Raw genomic sequence first — 19886 nt, 5'->3', positions numbered from 1 at the left:
CTCTCTTTTATATCATATTCTTTTATATCATGACCTGATTTTAGAGGTGATTGTGCCAAACCGTCGCTACCATATTCATATCATATGCGCTGATAATGACCAGTTGTTGGTCTTAGACAGCTTAGCGATATTTTTTCAGCCGTTTGCATTTTTGACCTATGATGTGTCGAGCCAATTACCGACAGCCTCTTTATATGGTCGACAATGTATCGATTCCTGCGATTATGTGGCGATGATCATTGGAGACAGCTACGGTACGGTACAAAGAACAGGCGTCAGTCAAATGCATTTGAGCTATTTGAATGCTAAAGCCAAAAGTAAACCCTTATTTGTGTTAGTCAAAAACCATCCTCAAGATGCGCTCATTAGCCGTCAACTACAAGAGTTCATTAAGTTGGTGACTAGGCAAGACAATCAACTATATTATTATGATACAGAAGCTGATATCGAAAAACTGATCGCAAAAGCTTACGACAATATCATGGTTGATCATAAGGTGACTGGCGGCTGGGTAAGGGCTAATGAGGAAACCATCAAGTTCAGTAACCAATCAGTGGCTGAAAGGTTTGCGGATATATTATCTACTAATAAAACTGTTAAGAAAGATAGTCCTGTCGATGAAGCCTTTGCGGCGGATAGTGTGAGCCAACCGATTGTATTGACAGAAGGGATAGAGGTTCGGTATAGCGCCCAAGCTTATGAGGGTGGTAATTTAACAGATGTGACCAGACTGCTGGCATTAACGTGGGAAGAGATACTGGTCTCATTAATGAAAATCCCATCGAACTTTTCTAGCTATGGCCTGCAAAACACCATGAATCGCCTCATAGCATCAAAGGCCGAACAAGACGTCAAACAAGATATGCCCAATGTTCATGCTGTCTCGCGCTGCCAAATTTCTCAAGATGATTTAAATAAATTGCAGCGTCAACTGGTTGGTGCAAACTGGATACAGCTGACCACTTACGGTACTCGAGCTTCACAAGAGCTTTGGAAATTGACCTTTTATGCAAAGAATCTGTGGAAAAACTCGGATTCTCAGTCGCAATGATAAATATACCTTTTTAGTAGCAATTATTATTAGTACTTTTCACATCTCCTCAATTTTAAAATATCCATCATGCTCGATATTGTCAGTAATACATATGATTCTACGAATACGTTTTGTAATACAAAGCATACGAGCCAATGGTTGTGAATCCGTTCAAGACTGGTGATAATAAGACTGGTTAGATGTTTATGATGAACACATCGCTTATATTAAAATTACAAACGTATAGAACGTACAATGATATTGACCCATTAAGGAGAGCATATAATGAGTAACGATAAACGTGACGAACTAAGAAATGAATTAGATGGTTTAGAAAAAACGATGCATGACTCTGAACAGTTTCATACATTAGAAGAGCAAGTAGCAGATATGAAACGCCGCGGTATCGATCCAAGCCAAGCTTATAAAGATTTGGATAGAAAAGAACAAGACGAAGATTGGGGCGATGCAACTTGGAAAGAGAATGGCAAGTGGGAATCAAAAACCCCTGCTGATTTAGATGACAAAGCGCGTGAAAACTGGGATGGTGACAACGGTAAGCCAAATCCACCACCTATCGTTTAAGTTGTTATTCTAGCTTTCAAAAAGCTATATGGTTATTTGACAAAACCAAAAAAAGCCACGCTAATTATAGCGTGGCTTTTTTATGTGCTAGAGATCAGATTATTTAATCCTACGACCCTTCATCAACACGGATGAGCTGAATAGTACCATCGGCACTAGTAACGCGACGATAACGTGTATTGCCAGTCGTTGAAGGTTGAGCAGCGGGCTGCGTCGAGTAGCTATTAGGAATCGTCGTTTGCTGCTGGATCAGCTGTCCCATACGATCAGCAGGGGCAGGGTTTAAAGGTCTGCTATTCGTAGGTTGGCCATATTGAGTTTGGTTTGGTGCTGCATTACCAACGATTGCGCGATAGAATTTCTGTCCTGCGCGGCCATCTGCTGGAAATATACCTTTACTAGATTGGTATTGCTGGATAGCAGTACGGGTATTGTCACCAATAATGCCATCGACACCGCCAATATCGTAACCAGTATTTAATAATGCTTGCTGAATGTCTTTTGCTTGTTGGCGGCTGATACCTGGGTCATCCGTTGGCCACGCTGTGGCAAAGTCGGTTTTACTACTGTCTTCGCGGGTGATGAGATCTGCTAAATGAGCAATTGCCAATGCGTAATTTTCTGATGCATTGTATGAATAAAACGTATCGAAGTTTTTACCAACTAAAAACGCAGGGCCTTCAATACCAGCAGGTAATAATAATCCCGCGCTGCTTAAATCAGATGGTAGAGAGCCGCCATTAGCAAGTGTTAGACCTTGATCACGCCAGTGACTAATAGACTTTTTGTTTTTACGGTCAGATGCTGCCCAGTAGCCATTAGGTAGTTTGACTTCATAACCCCAAGGCTCACCTGATCGGTAGCCACGCTTACTCAAAAAGTTGGCAGTGGAGGCTAGTGCGTCAGGAACATTGTTAACTAAGTCACGGCGTCCGTCACCATCAAAATCAACGGCCAGCTCTAAAAAGGTACTTGGCATAAACTGTGTCTGTCCAAAAGCACCTGCCCAAGAGCCAGTCATATCACTTGGCGCGATATCACCATTTTGGACGATTTTTAAGGCATTGGCATACTCGCCTTGGAAGTAGCTCTGGCGACGATCAAAGCATGACAGTGTCGCTAAAGATTCAAATAAAGGCTTTTTGCCCAATGTCTGACCAAAGTTAGATTCAACGCCCCACACCCCTAATACGTGCTCAGCTTTTACGCCATAACGTGATTCGATTTGGCGCAGTGTATCGCTCCATTGGCGTTTGGCACGGATACCGTCCTCTACGCGCTCTTTGTCTACTAGCGCTGATAGATAATCCCACACATCTTTTTGAAACTCAGGCTGATAGTTAAGAGACTGAATCACGCTAGGATCAGGCTGGCTAGGACGGTAGTTATTAAAGGTGAAACTGTCCACGTCGCGGAATTTGCTAGAGTTTTTTAGACCATCTAAACATTGTTGGAATTCAGCATTTGATAAATCTGGGGCATCTGGTGCGGCCGCTTGAGCAGTGCTAGCAAGACTCAGCCCAACAGCGATGCTAAGTAGCGATAAATTAGAAAGTGAAGTCAAACGCATGGAAATATCCTATAAATATCGAAACGGTCATTGAAAAGTAAAACAAAGTAGGTAAGAGCCGTATTCACCTAGAGTAACCAATCTAAACAGTAAAGAAAAGGTATCGAAGGACTAAGATTGTGAATGGTTACTATAAATTGACGGTGGCGCAAGATTAGAAGAGGGTTTTAGATAAAAATATCGAGCTGAATAGGGTGATGAAATCAGTACGGCTTCGGTCATTCGCACCCTATTCAAACCTCATCACTTTGAAAGTACACTATCCAACTCCTCAATCAACGCATGAATACGTGCCGCGTTTTTACCTAGGTCACTTTTACCAATTCGTGATTTACTGCGGATATCAACCAAGCGTTCGCTATCGTTGTCAGTCACACGAATGATGACATCATCTTTAAAGCCAAACCAAGCAGTCGTCTCTGTCGCTTCAACGATGCCTTTATCTGCATCAGTATTGACAAGCTCCCATCCTAAATTCTCAACGGCTTGTTTGGATGCTTCAACCAGTTCAGGCTTTGATTGAGAGTAGGTCAATGTCCGTAGTTCAGGATAGGCCGTGCGTTGTTGTTCAGCCGCTTCTGCACCTGCGTACTCTACTGGATTTGGCGCATCTGCACGTAGTGGCGCAATCGCGACAAACTCAGGTGGATTCACTAAATCAGTTGAAATATCATGAATTGGCGGCACGTTTTTGGCAGTAGTCATCATACCAAGTGGAAGGGCGATAGCAGTCGCAGAAAATATAACGGCTATTGCTGCGCTAGCTATGCTGACCGTTTTACGTTTAAATAACACTTGGATTGCCAAGAGTACGAGTGCCGCAATACCAACAACCAGACCAAATTTAAATCCTGCAAAGGCAGTGCCTAACTCTACAACTCCAAATCTATAAAGCGGTGCTGGTAGTGCAACCAGCAAAAATGCGATTAAACTTATCATACTGACTAAAATTTTCATGAGAACGCTCCGTTATTTTTTAATAGCTGCTTAATTGCTATGCTCAGCATTTTATTTATTATTTAACTGCCAGACATGCTCTGTCACCGTTAATTCAGGCGTCGATCCTATAGAAGTAGGTTCGCTGGCGAGTTCGCTGATTTGATAATGCTGGCCATAATACTGTTGTATTTGTTCATCATTAATTGAGAAGGGTGGCCCGTTTCTTTTACTCTGATCATAATCGAGTGTGATTAATAGTTGCGGTGCATATTCTTTATCAGCAGTATCGCTAAGCTGTAGAACGTGCTCGCTATACTTCACACGCATATCGGCTGGCAAGGCAATCAATGCAGCTTTATCATATACGGCATCGATGGTGCCAATATCTTTAGGCGTCAGCGCAAAAATATCAGCGACCCATAAAGTAATGGTTTGTCCCGACAACTGACCGCGATAATATTTGAGAGTGGGGCTAGTTTTATGCTTATGTACGGTGGGCACGATATCTTGTTCAGCGAAGAATTCCTGTACCGCTGTTTCTACTAATTCAACACCCACCACATCATAGCCTTGCGCTGCTAGCCAAACCATATCTATCGACTTGCCGCATAGAGGTGCAAAGATACAACCGCCTGCTGGCACGTTTAAATGGCTTAGGTATTTCATTAATAACGGGTTCACCGCAGACTGATTAAAGCCAATGCGTTTCTCCTGCCAGCGTGTTTGCCAAAATTCTGGATTCATGATGTTAGCCTTTATTTTGCGTTTGTTGTGATAGCGATTTAATGGATACTACTGACAACATTAAAAAGCCAAACGCTTGCAATATAGGCGTTTGGCTTTTATCAAATATGGCGCTAAGCATTTATTCTAAACACATAAATGCCAATGCAATTCGCTATTTAGCTTACCATGTACTGACTGAATTCTTTACGTAGTTTCGCAAGCTTTGGCGGGATTGCAAAGTTGCAATAGCCTTGTCCTGGGTTTCTATTAAAGAAGTCTTGATGTGCCTCTTCAGCTTTATAGAAATCAACGGCAGGATGTACTTCAGTGACCACGCTGACACCCATATCACGCAATTTATTAATGGTACGGTCGACAGTTGGTTTTTGATCTGCGTCAGTGTAAAACACGACGCTACGGTACTGGCTACCGACATCATTGCCTTGACGATCCATCGTGGTGGGATCATGAGTCGCAAAAAAAGCATCTAAGATAACTTCTAACGGTACGATAGCATCATCAAACTCGACTTTGATCACTTCAACGTGTCCTGTCGTTCCGCTACAAACATCTTCGTAATTAGCAGAGACAGCGTCGCCGCCCATATAACCTGATACGACAGATTGCACGCCTTTCACTGATAAAAATACGGATTCGGTACACCAGAAGCAGCCGCCGCCTAATATAATGGTTTGCATAATTTTTCCTATTATTATAGATATGAATTAAGTGCTGTATTTGGTTGTGATGTTTCGTTTTTCAATGTTTCTTTTCAATGTCTCACTACCCTTAGCACTACTTATTCAGCTTAGCAGGCGAGCCAAACGCGATAAGTAACAAACAGTAATGTTATAATGGATTTTTGCTATAGGACATTCACTATAAACAAGTTACAGCGTTAACCTTGCTTGAAGTATTGCCGATACATCTGCACTCGGTTGCCTTGTACCTTTGTTAAATTGAATGACCTATACGTTGCTTTGTTCTCGCTTAATAATGACGAGCAAAATCGCCAAATACTTTCTAATTTAAGTTCTATTATCCAAAACGAGTCGCACCATGAGCCAATCCAAGCCTACTATCAAACATGACACCCTATTTGACAAACCGTTTACCACACCGCTGGATAAAGCATCGCGCTTTTCATTTGATGAGCAGGTAGTGGCTTGTTTTCCCGATATGATACGTCGCAGTGTGCCCGGTTATGGTCAAGTGCTGGCGATGCTTCCTATCTTTGCCCGTCGTCATTGTAAGTATCGTCAGCAAGGTGATAAGGGTCAACGTGTCAGCCGCATTTATGATTTGGGTTGCTCACTTGGCGGGGCTACGATGGCGCTAGCAGGCGAATTTGAGGCGCAAGACTTGCAGATTAAGGCGATTGACATCTCACCGGCGATGACGACAGAGGCGACCACGTTACTGAATGAGAACTATCCTGAGCACGATATAGAAGTGATTACTGCTGATATTCGTGATGTGGAACTTGAGCCATGCGACATGGTCATTTTGAATTTAACCTTACAGTTTTTACCCGCTGCCGATAGAGTCGCAGTATTAGAGAAGATTTATGCGGCATTAAGTGAAGGCGGCATACTGGTACTGACTGAAAAAACTCATGCTTTTGATGAGCAGTACGATGCGTGGTTGGTTGAGCGTTATTACGACTTTAAACGTGCCAATGGCTATACTGAAATGGAAATCAGCGGCAAACGCAATGCATTAGAGAATGTCCTTATCACCGATACCTTAGATGAGCATCATGCAAGATTGAGCGATGTTGGCTTTAAACGTCATCTGACATGGTTTCAGTTTTTGAACTTTGTTTCTGTGGTGGCGTTTAAATAGGGTTGTTTGAATAAATAGTGGGAGCTTATCTCGCTTTTCGCTATTGCCTGAGTTTCACGTAATAATGTAAATAGACAGTTATTTTATCGGTGCGCTATGCGCGCCCTATTGCATCGTATATCTTTGCTAAGTTAGATTATAATTAATAAGGAACGATAAAATGGATATGGACATTACGGCAAAAACATTCGATGGACAAGGTGGGCGTGATGAATTTCAACGTAAAAGTATCGCTGAAAAAGCTATTAAGCTCTTAAAGTCCGATATAGATATTTCACCAATGGTTATCGACGGCAGTTGGGGTACAGGTAAAACTGAGTTTTGCCATAAACTTATCAATCTGATGAAGGAAGATGGTACACACAATATAATTTATATTGACGCTTTCAAAGCTGATCATGTTGATGAGCCTTTGATGACTGTACTCGCAGAAATTATTAAAATTTTACCTGAAGGTCCACGTAGAAAGGCTTTTATAAATAGAGTATTGCCAGCTGTACGCTACAGCCTAAAGACAGTTGCCAAAGCTGGTATTTCTCATCTTCTGAGGCAAGACTTTGCTGATATTGCAAATGGTTTTGATGAAGTAATTCAAAAAGTAGCTGACGATTCAATAGATAAAACAGCAGAATTAATACTCAAAGATCATGTGGATGCAGAAAAGAGTTTAAAAACATTACAAACCGCTCTAACTGCCATCGCATCTCAAGATCCTATTATTATATTTATAGACGAACTTGATCGCTGTAGACCAAACTTTGCAGTTGATATGCTTGAGATAATAAAGCATACGTTTGATGTATCAGATGTTAGCTTCGTACTTATTACTAATACTCATCAATTGAAAGCATCTATAAATCATTGTTATGGTCAGGCAGTTGATGCACAGCGTTATTTAGATAAGTTTATTAAGTTTCGATTTGAGTTATCACCGCATTCTCAGCGACATACTGGGGAATCCTATTTTAGCTGCTAGTGCTTATTTTCAACAGCTTATAAGAGAGAAAGGTTTCTTACATAACGACTTACTATCAGATAGTTTTTTAATAAAATTTCTTATAAAAGTTATTAGGCACCAAGGTCTTTCTCTCAGAGAGATAGAGACATTAGTTCTACATATAGAAGTTGTACAAGTACTATCCAATTCGCATCGCTTCATCCCTGACCGATATATTGGTTATTCGTTGTTGAGATTATTTGGTGTCATGTTAGTTTGCTTTAAACCTGATATTTTAAGAGAGATTAGAAAAGGTGTTGTTGATGCTGATTTGCTAGGTAATTTCTTGGGTGTAACAAAATTACCTTACCTTGAAGAGGGTGGTTCTGATATACCCGAAGTATGTGAATTTATCATGGCTTCTCTGACTACCGACTTCAATGAAAATAAGGATAACTATACTATATCAGACGATCAGCAGAAAAAATGGAATTCATACATGAGAAATGTGAGTTTCATGGAAGAAATGCCTTATAGAGGTAGAGCGATAGCTCAAATTATAGAGACAGCAAATATAATGGCGTTTGAATAATGTATAAGTTTAAACCTTAGAGTTAGTTAATAACGAAACGTAAACTTAGTCATTAAAGATGGATAACCTATGCCTCATATATTGTACGACATCTAAAGAACTTATATATCTAGACTCATCCTCGTCCTTCAACCCTTTTAATTTTATTCATTTAAATAACAATCAACACGGTAACTTGCTTTTATGCTCAACGACACTATCATCAACGCCGAACGCGAACTGTACTTAACCTTGCTAGAGCTGGCGCAACAGCAGCCGATCGCTTATGAGTGGCTTAAGCAATTACCAACATGGCTAGGTGATATAAAAGACAAAGCCAACTATGCGCACGCGCCTGCCTACCAAGCGTCAGTTGCTCGTTTGCCAAACTTAACTGTCAATAATGTCGATCTAAACAGTGATACATTGACGATTGAGGCAAGTTTAAATGAGTCTGAGCGTAAACAAGCAATGGCACTGCTCAAGCAGCTGATGCCATGGCGCAAAGGGCCGTTCCAGATCGGCGGTCAGATTGGCGATGATGAATCAGGTATTAAGATTGACACTGAGTGGCACAGTGACTGGAAGTGGCAACGGGTCGCACCGCATTTGGGTGAGTTAAAAGGTCGCCGAGTATTAGATGTGGGCGGTGGCTCTGGTTATCATGGCTGGCGTATGGCAGGGGCAGGGGCGGATACGGTCATTATCATTGATCCATCATGCTTGTTTTACCATCAGTTTATGGCGATTCGTCATTTCGTTGGTGCGGCAGATGCTCATACTCAAGCTCATGCTCATACCCATGATAGGGGCCGCTATCGTACGCATTATATTCCCGTACCGCTGGAAGCCCTACCTGCGCACAGCCAGTTGTTTGATACCGTATTTAGTATGGGCGTACTTTATCATCGCCAGTCGCCTTTTGAGCATTTACAGCAGCTCAGAGGTCAATTGGTCAAAGGCGGTGAGTTAGTGCTTGAGACGTTAGTTGTTGAAGGCGATGCCAATACCGTACTCGTACCGCACGACCGTTATGCGCAGATGAATAACGTGTATTTCTTGCCGTCAGTGGCAGCATTAATTGGTTGGTTAGAAAAAGCTGGATTCTCAGACGTACGCTGCGTCGATGTAGCGGTTACTTCGACGGAAGAGCAGCGCAAAACAGAATGGATGACCTATCATTCGCTAGCAGACTTCTTGGATCCTAATGACTCGACTAAAACCATGGAAGGGTATCCTGCCCCGATGCGCGCGACATTGATTGCCAAAAGATAGTTTTTTAGGCTAGCAGGGCTACCGTCAGTCAATATAAATAGTCGCTATAACAGAACCTAACACAAGGAAGAAGAATTGTGAAAATAGTAATGGCTTTGATGACGATTGGTTTGTTTTCGCTACCTGCTGTGGCGTCAGATGCGTATGGTGATCCCTTTGAAGGCTGGGGTTTTGTCAAAGATGACTGGCAAGTGGTTTGCGATAACACTTTGACCTGCCGAGCAGCGGGTTACGCTGAAGAAAGTACTAATAGCGATCCAGTATCGATATTAATGGTTGTAGAGCCGAAGAAAGCTTTGCCAAAAGTATATGTAGACTTTATATATTCAGATGATGAGTTTTACCAGTCATCATCTGATGACAGCTCGAATACTGGTAATGAATCTAGCCATACCGAGTTATGGCTAAATGACAAAAGTTACGGCGCTATCAATAGTAGAAGTGATGATGATTCTAGGCATATGCTAGATGAAAATCAAACCAAGCAATTGCTTCGTCACGCTCGCCTGAATACAAAAATAGAAGTAAGAGTAGGTAGTGATCGCTGGACGATTAGTGACAAAGGTATGGGAGCGGTGTTGCTTAAAATTGATGAAGTACAAGGCAGAGTGGGTACGTCAATAGCATTGGTGAGTAAGAATCATGCTAGTAAGCAAACACCAAAATCTGCTAAGCCAACACCTGTGATAAAAAAAGCATTCGCTTATTCAGAAAAAGACAATAAGACACTATCCGCATCAAAACAGGCTTACTTTCAGGCCAATATAAACAAGTGGGTAAATATTAATGACCCTCTTTTAGTAGGTTCAGAAGAGAAAATGGGAGATTGTGAACTGGTCAACCCGAAAACTGAGGCATATCAACAGATGGCTGAGTATGGTTCTAGTATGCTTGATTGGGAGTTTATCCCTATTGATGCTACTCATACTTTAGCTGTCCATAGCTGTTGGATGGGTGCTTACAACGCAGCTAGTGGATATTGGCTTATAGATAATGCAAAACCTCGTAACCCTCAGCTAATTACCACCGCAGGCAATGATTATTCTGATGGTGAGATTTGGGCAGTACATAAAGATCGAGGATTGGGTGACTGCTGGAATCGTCTAGTTTGGGTTTGGAATGGTCAAACTTTTGCCAAATCAGAAGATTCTAGCTCAGGAATGTGCCGAGGTTTTGCTGGTGGTGCGTGGGATTTACCAAGCTACGTCAGCGAAGTCATAGAAAGTGATAAGCCCTAATTAAATTAACCACTTTTTAAAGGCAACTTCCATGATAATCTTGATGATGAAGCCAACACAGCCTGCGCCAAGCGCTACGAAAATCCAAAATGTACCGGCGCGTCCAGCTTGAGATTCTTTAGAGATATCCCACATAATAAAAAACAAGAAAGCAATAAAAATTGGCAATAAAAGGTACAATCCCCAACTAGTGACAGTACTGGCGGCAATAGCAAACATGGCATGATCCTATAAGAAAATAGTAACGCTTCTTCTATATCTGAGAAGAGTTGTACAAACCATTATTATAACGTGGAAGCAGGCAGGTATAAACGGCTGCCCAGTATCGAGCAACAGTAACACTACAATCAATAGGGCTGGTATCTCAGTGGTAAACCATTAAGTAGTCACTTTGAGTATCGGCTGTTACACTGCTTTATCATGATTTATAGGCAGTAAGTACGTAAAGTACATCTGTCACCTATCTCAATTATTAGAGTTGACTGTCTTAACCGTAAGATTTTAGTACTAATTTCGGTGCAAGTGGTGCAATAAAGCGTAAAGATTGTTATATTTACAGGTTACTTATCTTTTTGTATTATTTTACCCCCTGCAATGTCGGTCGCTATTATAATAAGCAGTTATTGACTGCTTGCACTCGTCACATTTTCACATCGTTTTTGTTGTTTATTTAATTGAGTTCAAATCCCTATGTCACAAGCCCAAATTGATACACTTGCATCACTATTCAACGATGCTATTCATACCTTGCAAGCCGACGGTACACTGCCTACTGACTGGCAAAACAATAGCCAAATCACCCGTACTAAAGACCTTAGTCATGGTGATTTTGCCAGTAATATCGCGCTGACTGCTGCCAAAGCTGCCAAGGCCAACCCACGCCAGCTTGCTGAAAAAATCGTCAACGCGCTACCTGAAAACCAAGACATTCGCCAAGTAGAAATCGCAGGGCCAGGGTTTATCAATGTCTTTTTAAACGCTGAAGCCAAATTTGCGGTATTGGACGATATTTTTACCTTACAAGACCGTTTTGGTTTAAGCGATCAGTTTGAAGGGCAAAAAATCCAAGTTGAGTTCGTCTCTGCCAATCCAACATCTAGCTTGCATGTCGGTCACGGACGCGGTGCTGCATTTGGCATGAGCGTGTCTAATCTGCTAGAAGCGATTGGCTATGACGTCACGCGTGAATATTATGTCAATGACGCTGGCCGTCAAATGGATATTCTAGCGACCAGTACATATTTGCGTTATCTAGAAACCAATGGCGAGCAAGTGACGTTTCCCGTCAATGCCTATCAAGGCGACTATGTCAGTGATATTGCCAACACGCTAAAAGTACAACATGGCGATAGCTATGTGCATAGCTTTGCAGACGTTGCCAAAGATGTCGCAGAGGATGCTCAGTTTGAGATCAATGCAGATGGCGAAAAAGTTCTATTGTCAGGCGATAAAGAAGCACACATTGATGGATTGATTGCCAATAGCAAAGCATTGCTTGGTGATGGCTATGAGCTGTTTTTAAATGCTGCATTGAGCAGTATTTTGGCTGATATCAAAGATGACTTAAATGACTTTGGCGTGCGCTATGAGTGCTGGTTCAGTGAGAGATCTATCGATAGCGAGATTGAGCCAGTTCTACAGTTGCTAGATGACAAAGGTTACTTGTACGAAAAAGATGGCAATATCTGGTTTAAATCGACTGATTTCGGTGATGAAAAAGACCGTGTGGTACGCCGTGCCAATGGTCAGTCAACGTATTTTGCCTCTGATATTGCGTATCATAAAAATAAGTTCGACCGTGGTTTTGACAAAGTCATTAACGTTTGGGGCGCAGACCACCATGGTTATGTCCCACGTGTAAAAGCAGCGTTAACAGCATTGGGTATCGATGCAGAACGTTTAGACGTGGTACTCGTACAGTTTGTCGCATTATGGCGCGGTTCTGAAAAAGTACAAATGTCCTCGCGTTCAGGTCAGTTTGTCACTTTACGCGAACTGCGTGCAGAAGTTGGCAATGACGCTGCGAGATTCTATTATGTGGCACGTAAGCCTGAAGTGCATATTGACTTTGATTTAGAGCTTGCCAAATCACAAAGCAAAGATAATTTGGTGCACTATATTCAATATGCGCATGCACGCGTGTGCCGAGTATTAGAGAATTTGCAAAATAGTGGGCTTACAGTAGATGATGCGGTTGGTTTGGCGCATCAAGAATTGCTTAATGCGTCCCATGAAGATGAGTTGATTAAACTATTGGCAGGCTATCCAGCAACCCTCATGCGTGCCGCGACTGGCTATGAGCCGCATATATTGACCAATTATTTAAAAGATTTGGCCGCATTGTTCCACGGCTGGTATGACAGCAATCGTATCTTGCCGATGAGTTTGACCTCTGGTGGCACGCCAAGTGCTGACGAGCTGGACTTAATGCAAGCCCGTCTACGCTTGTCTAAAGCCGTGCGACAGGTCTTGTCCAATGGGCTTGGTTTGTTAGGATTGTCTGCACCGTCTAGCATGTAGTCGCTTGCTAATAAGTAGTAAGCTTCTAACATGCAGCAACTTTATAATATGTAGTATTATGAGTATAGACGATTGATAACAATAATGTGATTATGATAGATAGATTCAGTAGGGAGAACCAGATCCATGCTAGCCAAAAAACCTAAAGGTGCGACTGAAAAGCGCAAAACAAGTAGCGTATCAGGCTTGTTATGGATGTTTGTCGGAGCAGTACTGACACTGATGATTGGTGTATTTATATACCTCTCACCATTATTTAATTTCAGTCCTGCTGATAGCAGTGCCGACAATGACCCTGATCGTCAGGTACAGCCGCGAGTCGAGACTGATACCGATAATGGCGATTATGAGTTTTATGATATTTTACCCAATCAAGAGATGGCGACCATCCCTGATGAAGATTTTGGTGAAATAAACAATGATCGCATCGGTGGTATCGAAGCCTTTGAGCCTGATATCGTGGTCACTCAGCCGAATGGTGCTTCAGCGACCAGCAGTGAAGACACTGGCAATGTTGGTATTACTGAAAACACCGTGATCGAACCTAGCCGTGGCAATGCTGCTAGTGATGATATCGTGATCGTTGAAGAAGATGCGACCTATGATGGCACAGCACCGACCAATAGCACCAGTAGTGCAACCAATCGAGCAAGTGGTGCAGGTACTGCCAGTGTTCAAGCTGCCAAGCCTGCTGCGACTTACATTTTGCAGATAAACAGCTTTGGTGATGCAGATGAAGCGGATCGTCGCCGTGCACAGGTACTGATGGCTGGTGTAGATGCTAGAGTCGCCAAGAATACAACGGGCAATGGTGAGCCCATCTATCAAGTGATCTCACGGCCGATGAGTAATCGTCAAGCAGTAACGACTGCTCAGCAGCGCTTACAGAATAATGGTATTGACTCCATCATCGTTGAACAGCGCCGTTAGATTTAGTTGCTGTATTAGGGCGTGTCCTCAATTCAATCGATAGTCATCTAAATGGGTTAAAAATGGCTAAATCTTGCCAAACAGCGTCAAATAGCTGACTAATATCTCGATATTATCTGCGCTATTTTCCTTGTTTGACTGCGATTTATCTCGTTTTTATCACCATTTTTAAAATGAGGACACGCCCTAGTTTTAATGGTTTATTTATAAAAAAAGCGTCGTAATGACGCTTTTTTTGTCTCTTATTTTTAGTAACGCTATTTTACTTTGTGGTTTTATTATATCTTATCATTACTTCCTCAACGAGTATGGCTATGACTGTATCTGACTCAACACCTGCATCTACTGGCGCCATCAAATATTTTTTTCAGAAGTATTTTATCGATGCTTTTACTGGTATGGCTCTAGGTCTCTTTGTCACATTGATAGCGGGTCTTATCATTTCACAAATTGGTGGCTGGTTAGATTTGCCTGCATTAGTTGCCGTCGGTAAGCTAGCATCAATATTGATGGGGGCGGGTATCGGCGTAGGCATTGCCTACTACCTAAAAGCACCAACGCTTGTCATGCTAAGTTGCTTGGTAGCAGGTATGCTAGGCGCACATTCTGAAGCTTTGATGGCAGGTACGCTTTTTACCCCGCAAGCAGGCGGGCCTGCGACATTTGTGGCATTGCCTGGTAATCCGATAGGAGCATATTTGACCTCTGTATTTGCTTATCGTGCTGGTACTTGGGTCGCTGGCAAGACTAAGTTGGATATTTTGTTAATTCCTTTATTGGTCTGTGCCGTCGCATTAGCCGTTTGTGCGCTACTGAATCCACCTATCGTTGCTGCTGTCGCGGCTATTGGTCAAGGTATTCAAGCAGCCACTGAGTTGCAGCCTCTATTAATGGGTGTTGTCATCGCAGTCGTGGTCGGTATCTTGCTGACCATGCCCACTTCAAGTGCAGCTATTTGTATTGCTATTGGGCTGGGCGGTGTGGCTGGCGGTGCGGCAGTAGTTGGCTGTGCAGCACATATGATTGGCTTTGCGGTTGCCAGTTTCAAAGACAACGGTGTAAGTGGTGTGATATCTCAGGGGTTGGGCACTAGTATGTTGCAAATCCCCAATGTGCTAAAAAAGCCATTGATTCTACTGCCAGCCGTTATCGCCAGTGCTATCGTTGGCCCTATCGCAACCGTCGGGTTCGGGCTTGCCTGTACTGCTACAGGGGCAGGTATGGGCACTGCTGGTTTAGTCGGCGTGTTTGGCGTCATTGAAGCATCACAAGAAATCATGAGTACGGGTCAGCTGTGGACAGCGATTGTTTTATTGATGTTTGTATTGCCTGCGGTGATTGCCGGCATGGTTGCTTACATGATGCGCTGTATGGGTTGGTTGTTAGATGGCGATATGAAACTGCCGTAATGGTATTTTTAGAAGTTAAGATTAGCCACGTTAAAACCGTTTAGAAATGTGATTAGAGCCGCTACTGATTAAGTTTGATAAATGCGACCCTCATTTCGAAGTATATTGCGTTGTAGTAAACATAAAAAAAGCGTCTAGCAGAATTTGCCAGACGCTTTTTTGTATTAATAGCTAATTAAGTATAACTAGCGATATTAACTGAACGATACCATACATTAAGATATTTCAGGCGTTTTACCTTCATTGATGACATCTGCATCAACCATGACGGTCTTAGCGTTTTCCATAGAAGGCAGCTCATACATGGTTTCAAGCAATGCATTCTCTACGATAGAACGCAGACCACGGGCACCCGTTTTACGCTCCATGGCTTTTTTGGCGATGGCATCAAGTGCTTCTTGCGTAAAGTTAATCTCAGCACCTTCCATATCGAACAAGTACTTGTACTGTTTTACCAGTGCGTTCTTAGGTTCAGTCAGGATTTGTACCAATGCTTCCTCATCCAGCTCTTGTAAGGCAGCAAGTACAGGCAGACGACCAATCAGCTCAGGGATAAGACCAAACTTGATCAAATCTTCTGGCTCAACTTGCTGTAGCAAATCTGAGCTGCGACGGCTATCGTCTTTTGAGCTGACATCGGCGTTGAAACCAATCCCGCCTTTTTCAGTACGTTGCTGAATAACAGCATCAAGACCAGCAAATGCACCACCAACGATGATAAGGATGTTGCTGGTGTCGACTTGAATCAGCTCTTGTTGTGGATGCTTGCGACCACCATGCGGCGGAATAGCAGCCACGGTGCCTTCGATAAGCTTTAGCAATGCTTGCTGTACGCCTTCGCCTGACACATCACGAGTAATCGATGGATTGTCGCCTTTTTTGCTGATTTTGTCGATCTCATCGATATAGATGATACCTTGCTCAGCTTTGGCCACATCATAGTCAGATGCTTGTAGCAGCTTTTGCACGATGTTTTCAACGTCTTCGCCGACATAACCTGCTTCAGTCAACGTCGTGGCATCAGCCATCGCAAATGGCACATCTAGCAGGCGCGCTAACGTTTGCGCCAGTAATGTCTTACCTGAGCCTGTTGGGCCTATAAGCAAGATGTTACTTTTCGCCAGTTCAACCATCGCATCATCAGCGCCGATCTTAGATTTTTTGCTGTCATTGGCCAATGTTTGGCTAACTTTTAGGCGTTTATAATGGTTATAAACGGCAACGGCCAATGCTTTTTTGGCAGCGTCTTGACCGATGACATATTCATCAAGTTTGGCACGCAGCTCTTTTGGCGTTGGTAGCTTTTTATTGACCCAAGAGGTATCGATTTCGCTGTCATCATCGCCGTCTTCGGCACTGTCAGCGATTAGATCGGTACATAGCTCAATGCATTCATTACAGATATTGGCATCATCAGCGGCAATCAGCTGCTGCACATCGCTTTTGGCTTTGCCACAAAACGAGCACTGCGGGGTATTGTCTTCTGCCATAAAAGGCGCTCCTAAAATTTTAAAACTTACAAATATTTTGATTGTTTGCATCAATGCCAAAATGCATCGCGCTCAGGCAGTTGATGCTTATCAAGGCTGTTATATGCTAATTATAAAGAAGTAGGGCGGCGCTCTAATACTTCGTCAACCAAACCGTATTCTTTTGCTTCGTCTGCATCCAACCAATAATCACGCTCAACATCTTTTTCGATTTTCTCTACTGGTTGACCAGTACGCTCAGCCAATATCTTGTTCAAACGTGCACGAGTTTTCAAGATTTCACGAGCATTAATTTCGATATCAGTGGCTTGACCTTGCGCGCCACCTGAAGGCTGATGAATCATGACGCGAGCATTGGCAAGTGAATAACGCTTACCTTTTTGGCCAGCTGCCAACAAGAATGAACCCATGCTGTAAGCACCGCCCATACAGATGGTTGATACTTCAGGCTTGATGAAATTCATCGTGTCAAAGATAGCCAAACCAGCACTCACTGAACCGCCTGGTGAGTTGATATATAGATGGATATCTTTGTCAGGGTTTTCAGCTTCTAAGAATAGTAACTGTGCGACGATGAGATTGGCCATATTGTCTTCGACTTGACCAGTCAAAAAGATAACGCGCTCACGTAATAGACGTGAAAAAATATCAAACGAGCGTTCACCGCGTGATGATTGTTCAACCACCATAGGCACTAATGCAGCTTGAGGTGCACTTTGGGTATATTGCATGTCATTGTGCGCACTCATCAGCATATCAAAATGCGGGTTGGCAGTGATGCGATCATAATCTGTCATAAAGATGTCCTGTTTATAAGTACATAAAATAAAGGGATTGGAATTAGCGAACGGTTAAGATTTTATGGGTGCTTATCATGATAAATACTACCGCTTGTTGTTAACACTAACTAGATGCAATGCTACGATCTAGATGTCGCTAAAAATAATTGAGCTAATGGTAACTTTTTTATCGTGGCAATAGTAACTTTTTAATGTGAAAAATAATAAATGACTCCCTATTAATAAGGTGTTTGTATACATTTATCAAGGGGCTTGCCTATAAACCCTCCATAAAGATAGCAGACAGGCTACCTCTGTATGGAGTACAGGTGACTCATTATTTATGAATATGGTGCTACATTAAAAAGAAATATGATGATAAAAAATGGTGCATTTGTGATAGCAAATTGTACAATTTTGGTGCAAATTAGCGCATGCTAAGAAAATAAAAATAGTTGATATCTATTTGATGCGTCGTGAAAACGAGGTGGCCGATATGACTAAAAAGTTCAGTGATAAAAAATCAAGCAATATCATTAATTTGCATAGTATGGATAGCTTACTCTGATAGCCAGTGTCAGTAAGTTGGCATAATGATTGTATATATGGAGTGACGTCGTTGCTGGATGTAGCCAGCTGCATAAGCTTTTGGCATTTTGACTGTTGGCATCGTTGCTTTCTCTTTTATAGTGGAATGACTATACCACCGGGTTTTGTACGATCGGCTTAATGCTCGACCTCTTAGCATCACAATCGTGTGTTATATTTGATATTCAACACGCCCTAATTAGTAGATGAGTATATAAAATGAGCTGGGCCTCTTCTTTAGCGTTAGATTTTGACACTGTAAAACGTACGAATACTATCAAAGGTATAGCCACAGCTGAGTCAAAAACTCGGCTTTATCATCGTAAGCATACTGGCGCTTTGATGGTACAGCGCCCTTTATACCCTGAGCCGCGTGTGCAGCAGGGTATTTGTCATATATTGATGCTATATCCTCCAGCGGGTATCGCAGGTGGTGATACGCTGACCATAAACCTGCGTTTAGATAACGATAGTCATGCTGTCATTACGACACCAGGGGCGGGTAAATGGTATGGCAAAGACAGTGTCAGCCAAAAAAGCAAAACCTCGTATCGACAGTCGCCTATGCAGAGCGCTTATGATAAAACAATGTCAGTGGATCAGGATCGTGTGCATAGTGATGATAATGACCAAATCAGAATCGTACCAAACGACATGGCTGAATACGCTAGCCAAAAGGTATACGCCACATTAGACACAAATGCTCGCCTAGAATGGCTGCCGCAAGAGAGTATTATTTATAACGAAGCCAACATGCATGCGACGAGTCGTTTTGATTTAACGGACTCATCTAGCTTACTGACATGGGAGATTAGTGTCTTTGGGCGGCAGGCCTATGATGAGCAGTTTTTGCAAGGGTATTACCATACAGGGCTGAATATCTACCGAGAAGGTAAAGTCATCGTGGCCGAACGTGTGGCGCAATCGGCACAAAGCCGATGGTTTACGTCACATTTAGGGCTGGCAGGTCAGCATATCTATGGGTCGTTTTGGGCTGTGCCGAACTTAAATGACGTATACAAAAATCCAATGGCCCTGACATCAAAAATAGAAAAATCAACCGCGACTGCGCAAGCGACGACCAAGCAAGCATTAACCCGTTATTTGGACAGTACGATAATGACTTTGCGGCAAGCAATCGCCGAAGCGGATCTACCTGTCTATTGCACCCATAATTATCAAGCGATTAATATCCGCTATATTGGCTCAGATGTGCGAGGCTGTTTTGAGGCGTTTTATCAGCTGAGAGAAGTCTTACGTGAGCACTGGTGGCAACTTGAGCCATGTCGTCCACGGATTTGGGACACGTGATTTTTGATTAGATACTACTTAATTTGTTATGACATTAATCTGCTAAAAAAAGACACAATCGCTATTTTGACTAAGGCACTAAACGTTTGAAGTACGCTACTCTGCGACACAGAACATTATAAATACAATAAGGAAGCTCC

At 42.5% G+C, this 19886-nt stretch carries 18 protein-coding genes; 11 read left to right on the top strand and 7 right to left on the bottom strand.

The features are described 5' to 3' along the window. The first annotated feature begins 52 nt into the window (after positions 1–52). Together I6E83_RS13340 and I6E83_RS13335 are read left to right on the top strand one after the other, a co-directional pair. Entirely contained in the window at positions 53–1051 is a 999-nt protein-coding gene (locus I6E83_RS13340) for a DUF4062 domain-containing protein (protein WP_197102548.1), read from the top strand. A 267-nt stretch (positions 1052–1318) separates the two neighbouring features. Beyond that, the gene (locus tag I6E83_RS13335) at positions 1319–1618 is read left to right on the top strand and encodes a hypothetical protein (RefSeq protein WP_110924141.1); all 300 of its coding nucleotides are present in this window, start codon (positions 1319–1321) and stop codon (positions 1616–1618) included. Positions 1619–1727: 109 nt separating this feature from the next. On the opposite strand, the gene I6E83_RS13330 is transcribed toward I6E83_RS13335, so the two are convergent. The 4 genes from I6E83_RS13330 to msrA all read right to left on the bottom strand — a co-directional run bounded on the left by I6E83_RS13330 (position 1728) and on the right by msrA (position 5551). After that, positions 1728–3188, bottom strand: coding sequence for a lytic murein transglycosylase (locus I6E83_RS13330; RefSeq protein WP_197102546.1), 1461 nt, complete (start codon positions 3186–3188; stop codon positions 1728–1730). A 243-nt stretch (positions 3189–3431) separates the two neighbouring features. Beyond that, positions 3432–4145, bottom strand: a complete 714-nt coding sequence (locus I6E83_RS13325; protein WP_197102544.1) for a DUF1499 domain-containing protein — start codon at positions 4143–4145, stop codon at positions 3432–3434. A 51-nt stretch (positions 4146–4196) separates the two neighbouring features. Then, positions 4197–4871 carry a thiopurine S-methyltransferase gene (gene tmpT / locus I6E83_RS13320; protein WP_197102543.1) on the bottom strand — a complete coding sequence of 225 codons (675 nt, stop codon included), beginning with the start codon at positions 4869–4871 and terminating at the stop codon, positions 4197–4199. A 158-nt stretch (positions 4872–5029) separates the two neighbouring features. Next, positions 5030–5551, bottom strand: a complete 522-nt coding sequence (gene msrA, locus I6E83_RS13315) for a peptide-methionine (S)-S-oxide reductase MsrA (RefSeq protein WP_197102542.1) — start codon at positions 5549–5551, stop codon at positions 5030–5032. Between the two features lie 361 nt (positions 5552–5912). Here msrA and cmoA point away from each other — a divergent pair, with 361 nt between their 5' ends. The 5 genes from cmoA to I6E83_RS13290 all read left to right on the top strand — a co-directional run bounded on the left by cmoA (position 5913) and on the right by I6E83_RS13290 (position 10719). After that, positions 5913–6698, top strand: a complete 786-nt coding sequence (gene cmoA, locus I6E83_RS13310; RefSeq protein WP_197102541.1) for a carboxy-S-adenosyl-L-methionine synthase CmoA — start codon at positions 5913–5915, stop codon at positions 6696–6698. Positions 6699–6858: 160 nt separating this feature from the next. Further along, a complete protein-coding gene (locus I6E83_RS13305) occupies positions 6859–7674 on the top strand; it encodes a P-loop NTPase fold protein (RefSeq protein ID WP_197102540.1) in 816 nt (271 codons plus the stop codon). After that, positions 7619–8227: a hypothetical protein gene (locus I6E83_RS13300; protein ID WP_197102539.1), complete on the top strand. Its 609-nt coding sequence runs from the start codon at positions 7619–7621 to the stop codon at positions 8225–8227. The genes I6E83_RS13305 and I6E83_RS13300 overlap by 56 nt, the downstream gene beginning before the upstream one ends. A 183-nt stretch (positions 8228–8410) precedes the next feature. Then, a complete protein-coding gene (gene cmoB / locus I6E83_RS13295; RefSeq protein WP_197102538.1) occupies positions 8411–9481 on the top strand; it encodes a tRNA 5-methoxyuridine(34)/uridine 5-oxyacetic acid(34) synthase CmoB in 1071 nt (356 codons plus the stop codon). Between the two features lie 77 nt (positions 9482–9558). Continuing rightward, positions 9559–10719 carry a DUF1176 domain-containing protein gene (locus I6E83_RS13290; RefSeq protein WP_320158394.1) on the top strand — a complete coding sequence of 387 codons (1161 nt, stop codon included), beginning with the start codon at positions 9559–9561 and terminating at the stop codon, positions 10717–10719. On the opposite strand, the gene I6E83_RS13285 is transcribed toward I6E83_RS13290, so the two are convergent. After that, entirely contained in the window at positions 10720–10938 is a 219-nt protein-coding gene (locus I6E83_RS13285; protein ID WP_110924151.1) for a DUF2788 domain-containing protein, read from the bottom strand. A 471-nt stretch (positions 10939–11409) separates the two neighbouring features. Here I6E83_RS13285 and argS point away from each other — a divergent pair, with 471 nt between their 5' ends. From argS to I6E83_RS13270, 3 genes are all read left to right on the top strand, one after another. After that, positions 11410–13239, top strand: coding sequence for an arginine--tRNA ligase (gene argS, locus I6E83_RS13280; RefSeq protein ID WP_197102537.1), 1830 nt, complete (start codon positions 11410–11412; stop codon positions 13237–13239). A gap of 126 nt (positions 13240–13365) precedes the next feature. Further along, positions 13366–14169, top strand: a complete 804-nt coding sequence (locus I6E83_RS13275) for an SPOR domain-containing protein (protein WP_110924153.1) — start codon at positions 13366–13368, stop codon at positions 14167–14169. A 314-nt stretch (positions 14170–14483) separates the two neighbouring features. Then, a complete protein-coding gene (locus I6E83_RS13270; protein ID WP_197102536.1) occupies positions 14484–15578 on the top strand; it encodes a PTS transporter subunit IIC in 1095 nt (364 codons plus the stop codon). A gap of 215 nt (positions 15579–15793) precedes the next feature. On the opposite strand, the gene clpX is transcribed toward I6E83_RS13270, so the two are convergent. Beyond that, positions 15794–17068 (bottom strand): ATP-dependent protease ATP-binding subunit ClpX, encoded by a 1275-nt coding sequence (clpX, locus tag I6E83_RS13265; RefSeq protein WP_194198226.1) that lies wholly within the window; start codon positions 17066–17068, stop codon positions 15794–15796. A 110-nt stretch (positions 17069–17178) separates the two neighbouring features. Further along, positions 17179–17865 carry an ATP-dependent Clp endopeptidase proteolytic subunit ClpP gene (gene clpP, locus I6E83_RS13260; RefSeq protein WP_370463046.1) on the bottom strand — a complete coding sequence of 229 codons (687 nt, stop codon included), beginning with the start codon at positions 17863–17865 and terminating at the stop codon, positions 17179–17181. Between the two features lie 789 nt (positions 17866–18654). On the opposite strand from clpP, the gene I6E83_RS13255 reads away from it, so the two are divergent. After that, complete coding sequence (locus tag I6E83_RS13255) at positions 18655–19746, top strand: urease accessory protein UreD (protein ID WP_197102534.1); 1092 nt, start codon at positions 18655–18657, stop codon at positions 19744–19746. The last annotated feature ends 140 nt before the right edge of the window (positions 19747–19886 follow it).

It is taken from the genome of Psychrobacter sp. SZ93C1, assembly GCF_015864635.1.
GTDB lineage: Bacteria > Pseudomonadota > Gammaproteobacteria > Pseudomonadales > Moraxellaceae > Psychrobacter > Psychrobacter fozii.
The sequence above is the reverse complement of the archived record's forward strand: the minus strand, read 5'-3'. Positions and strand labels throughout refer to the sequence as shown.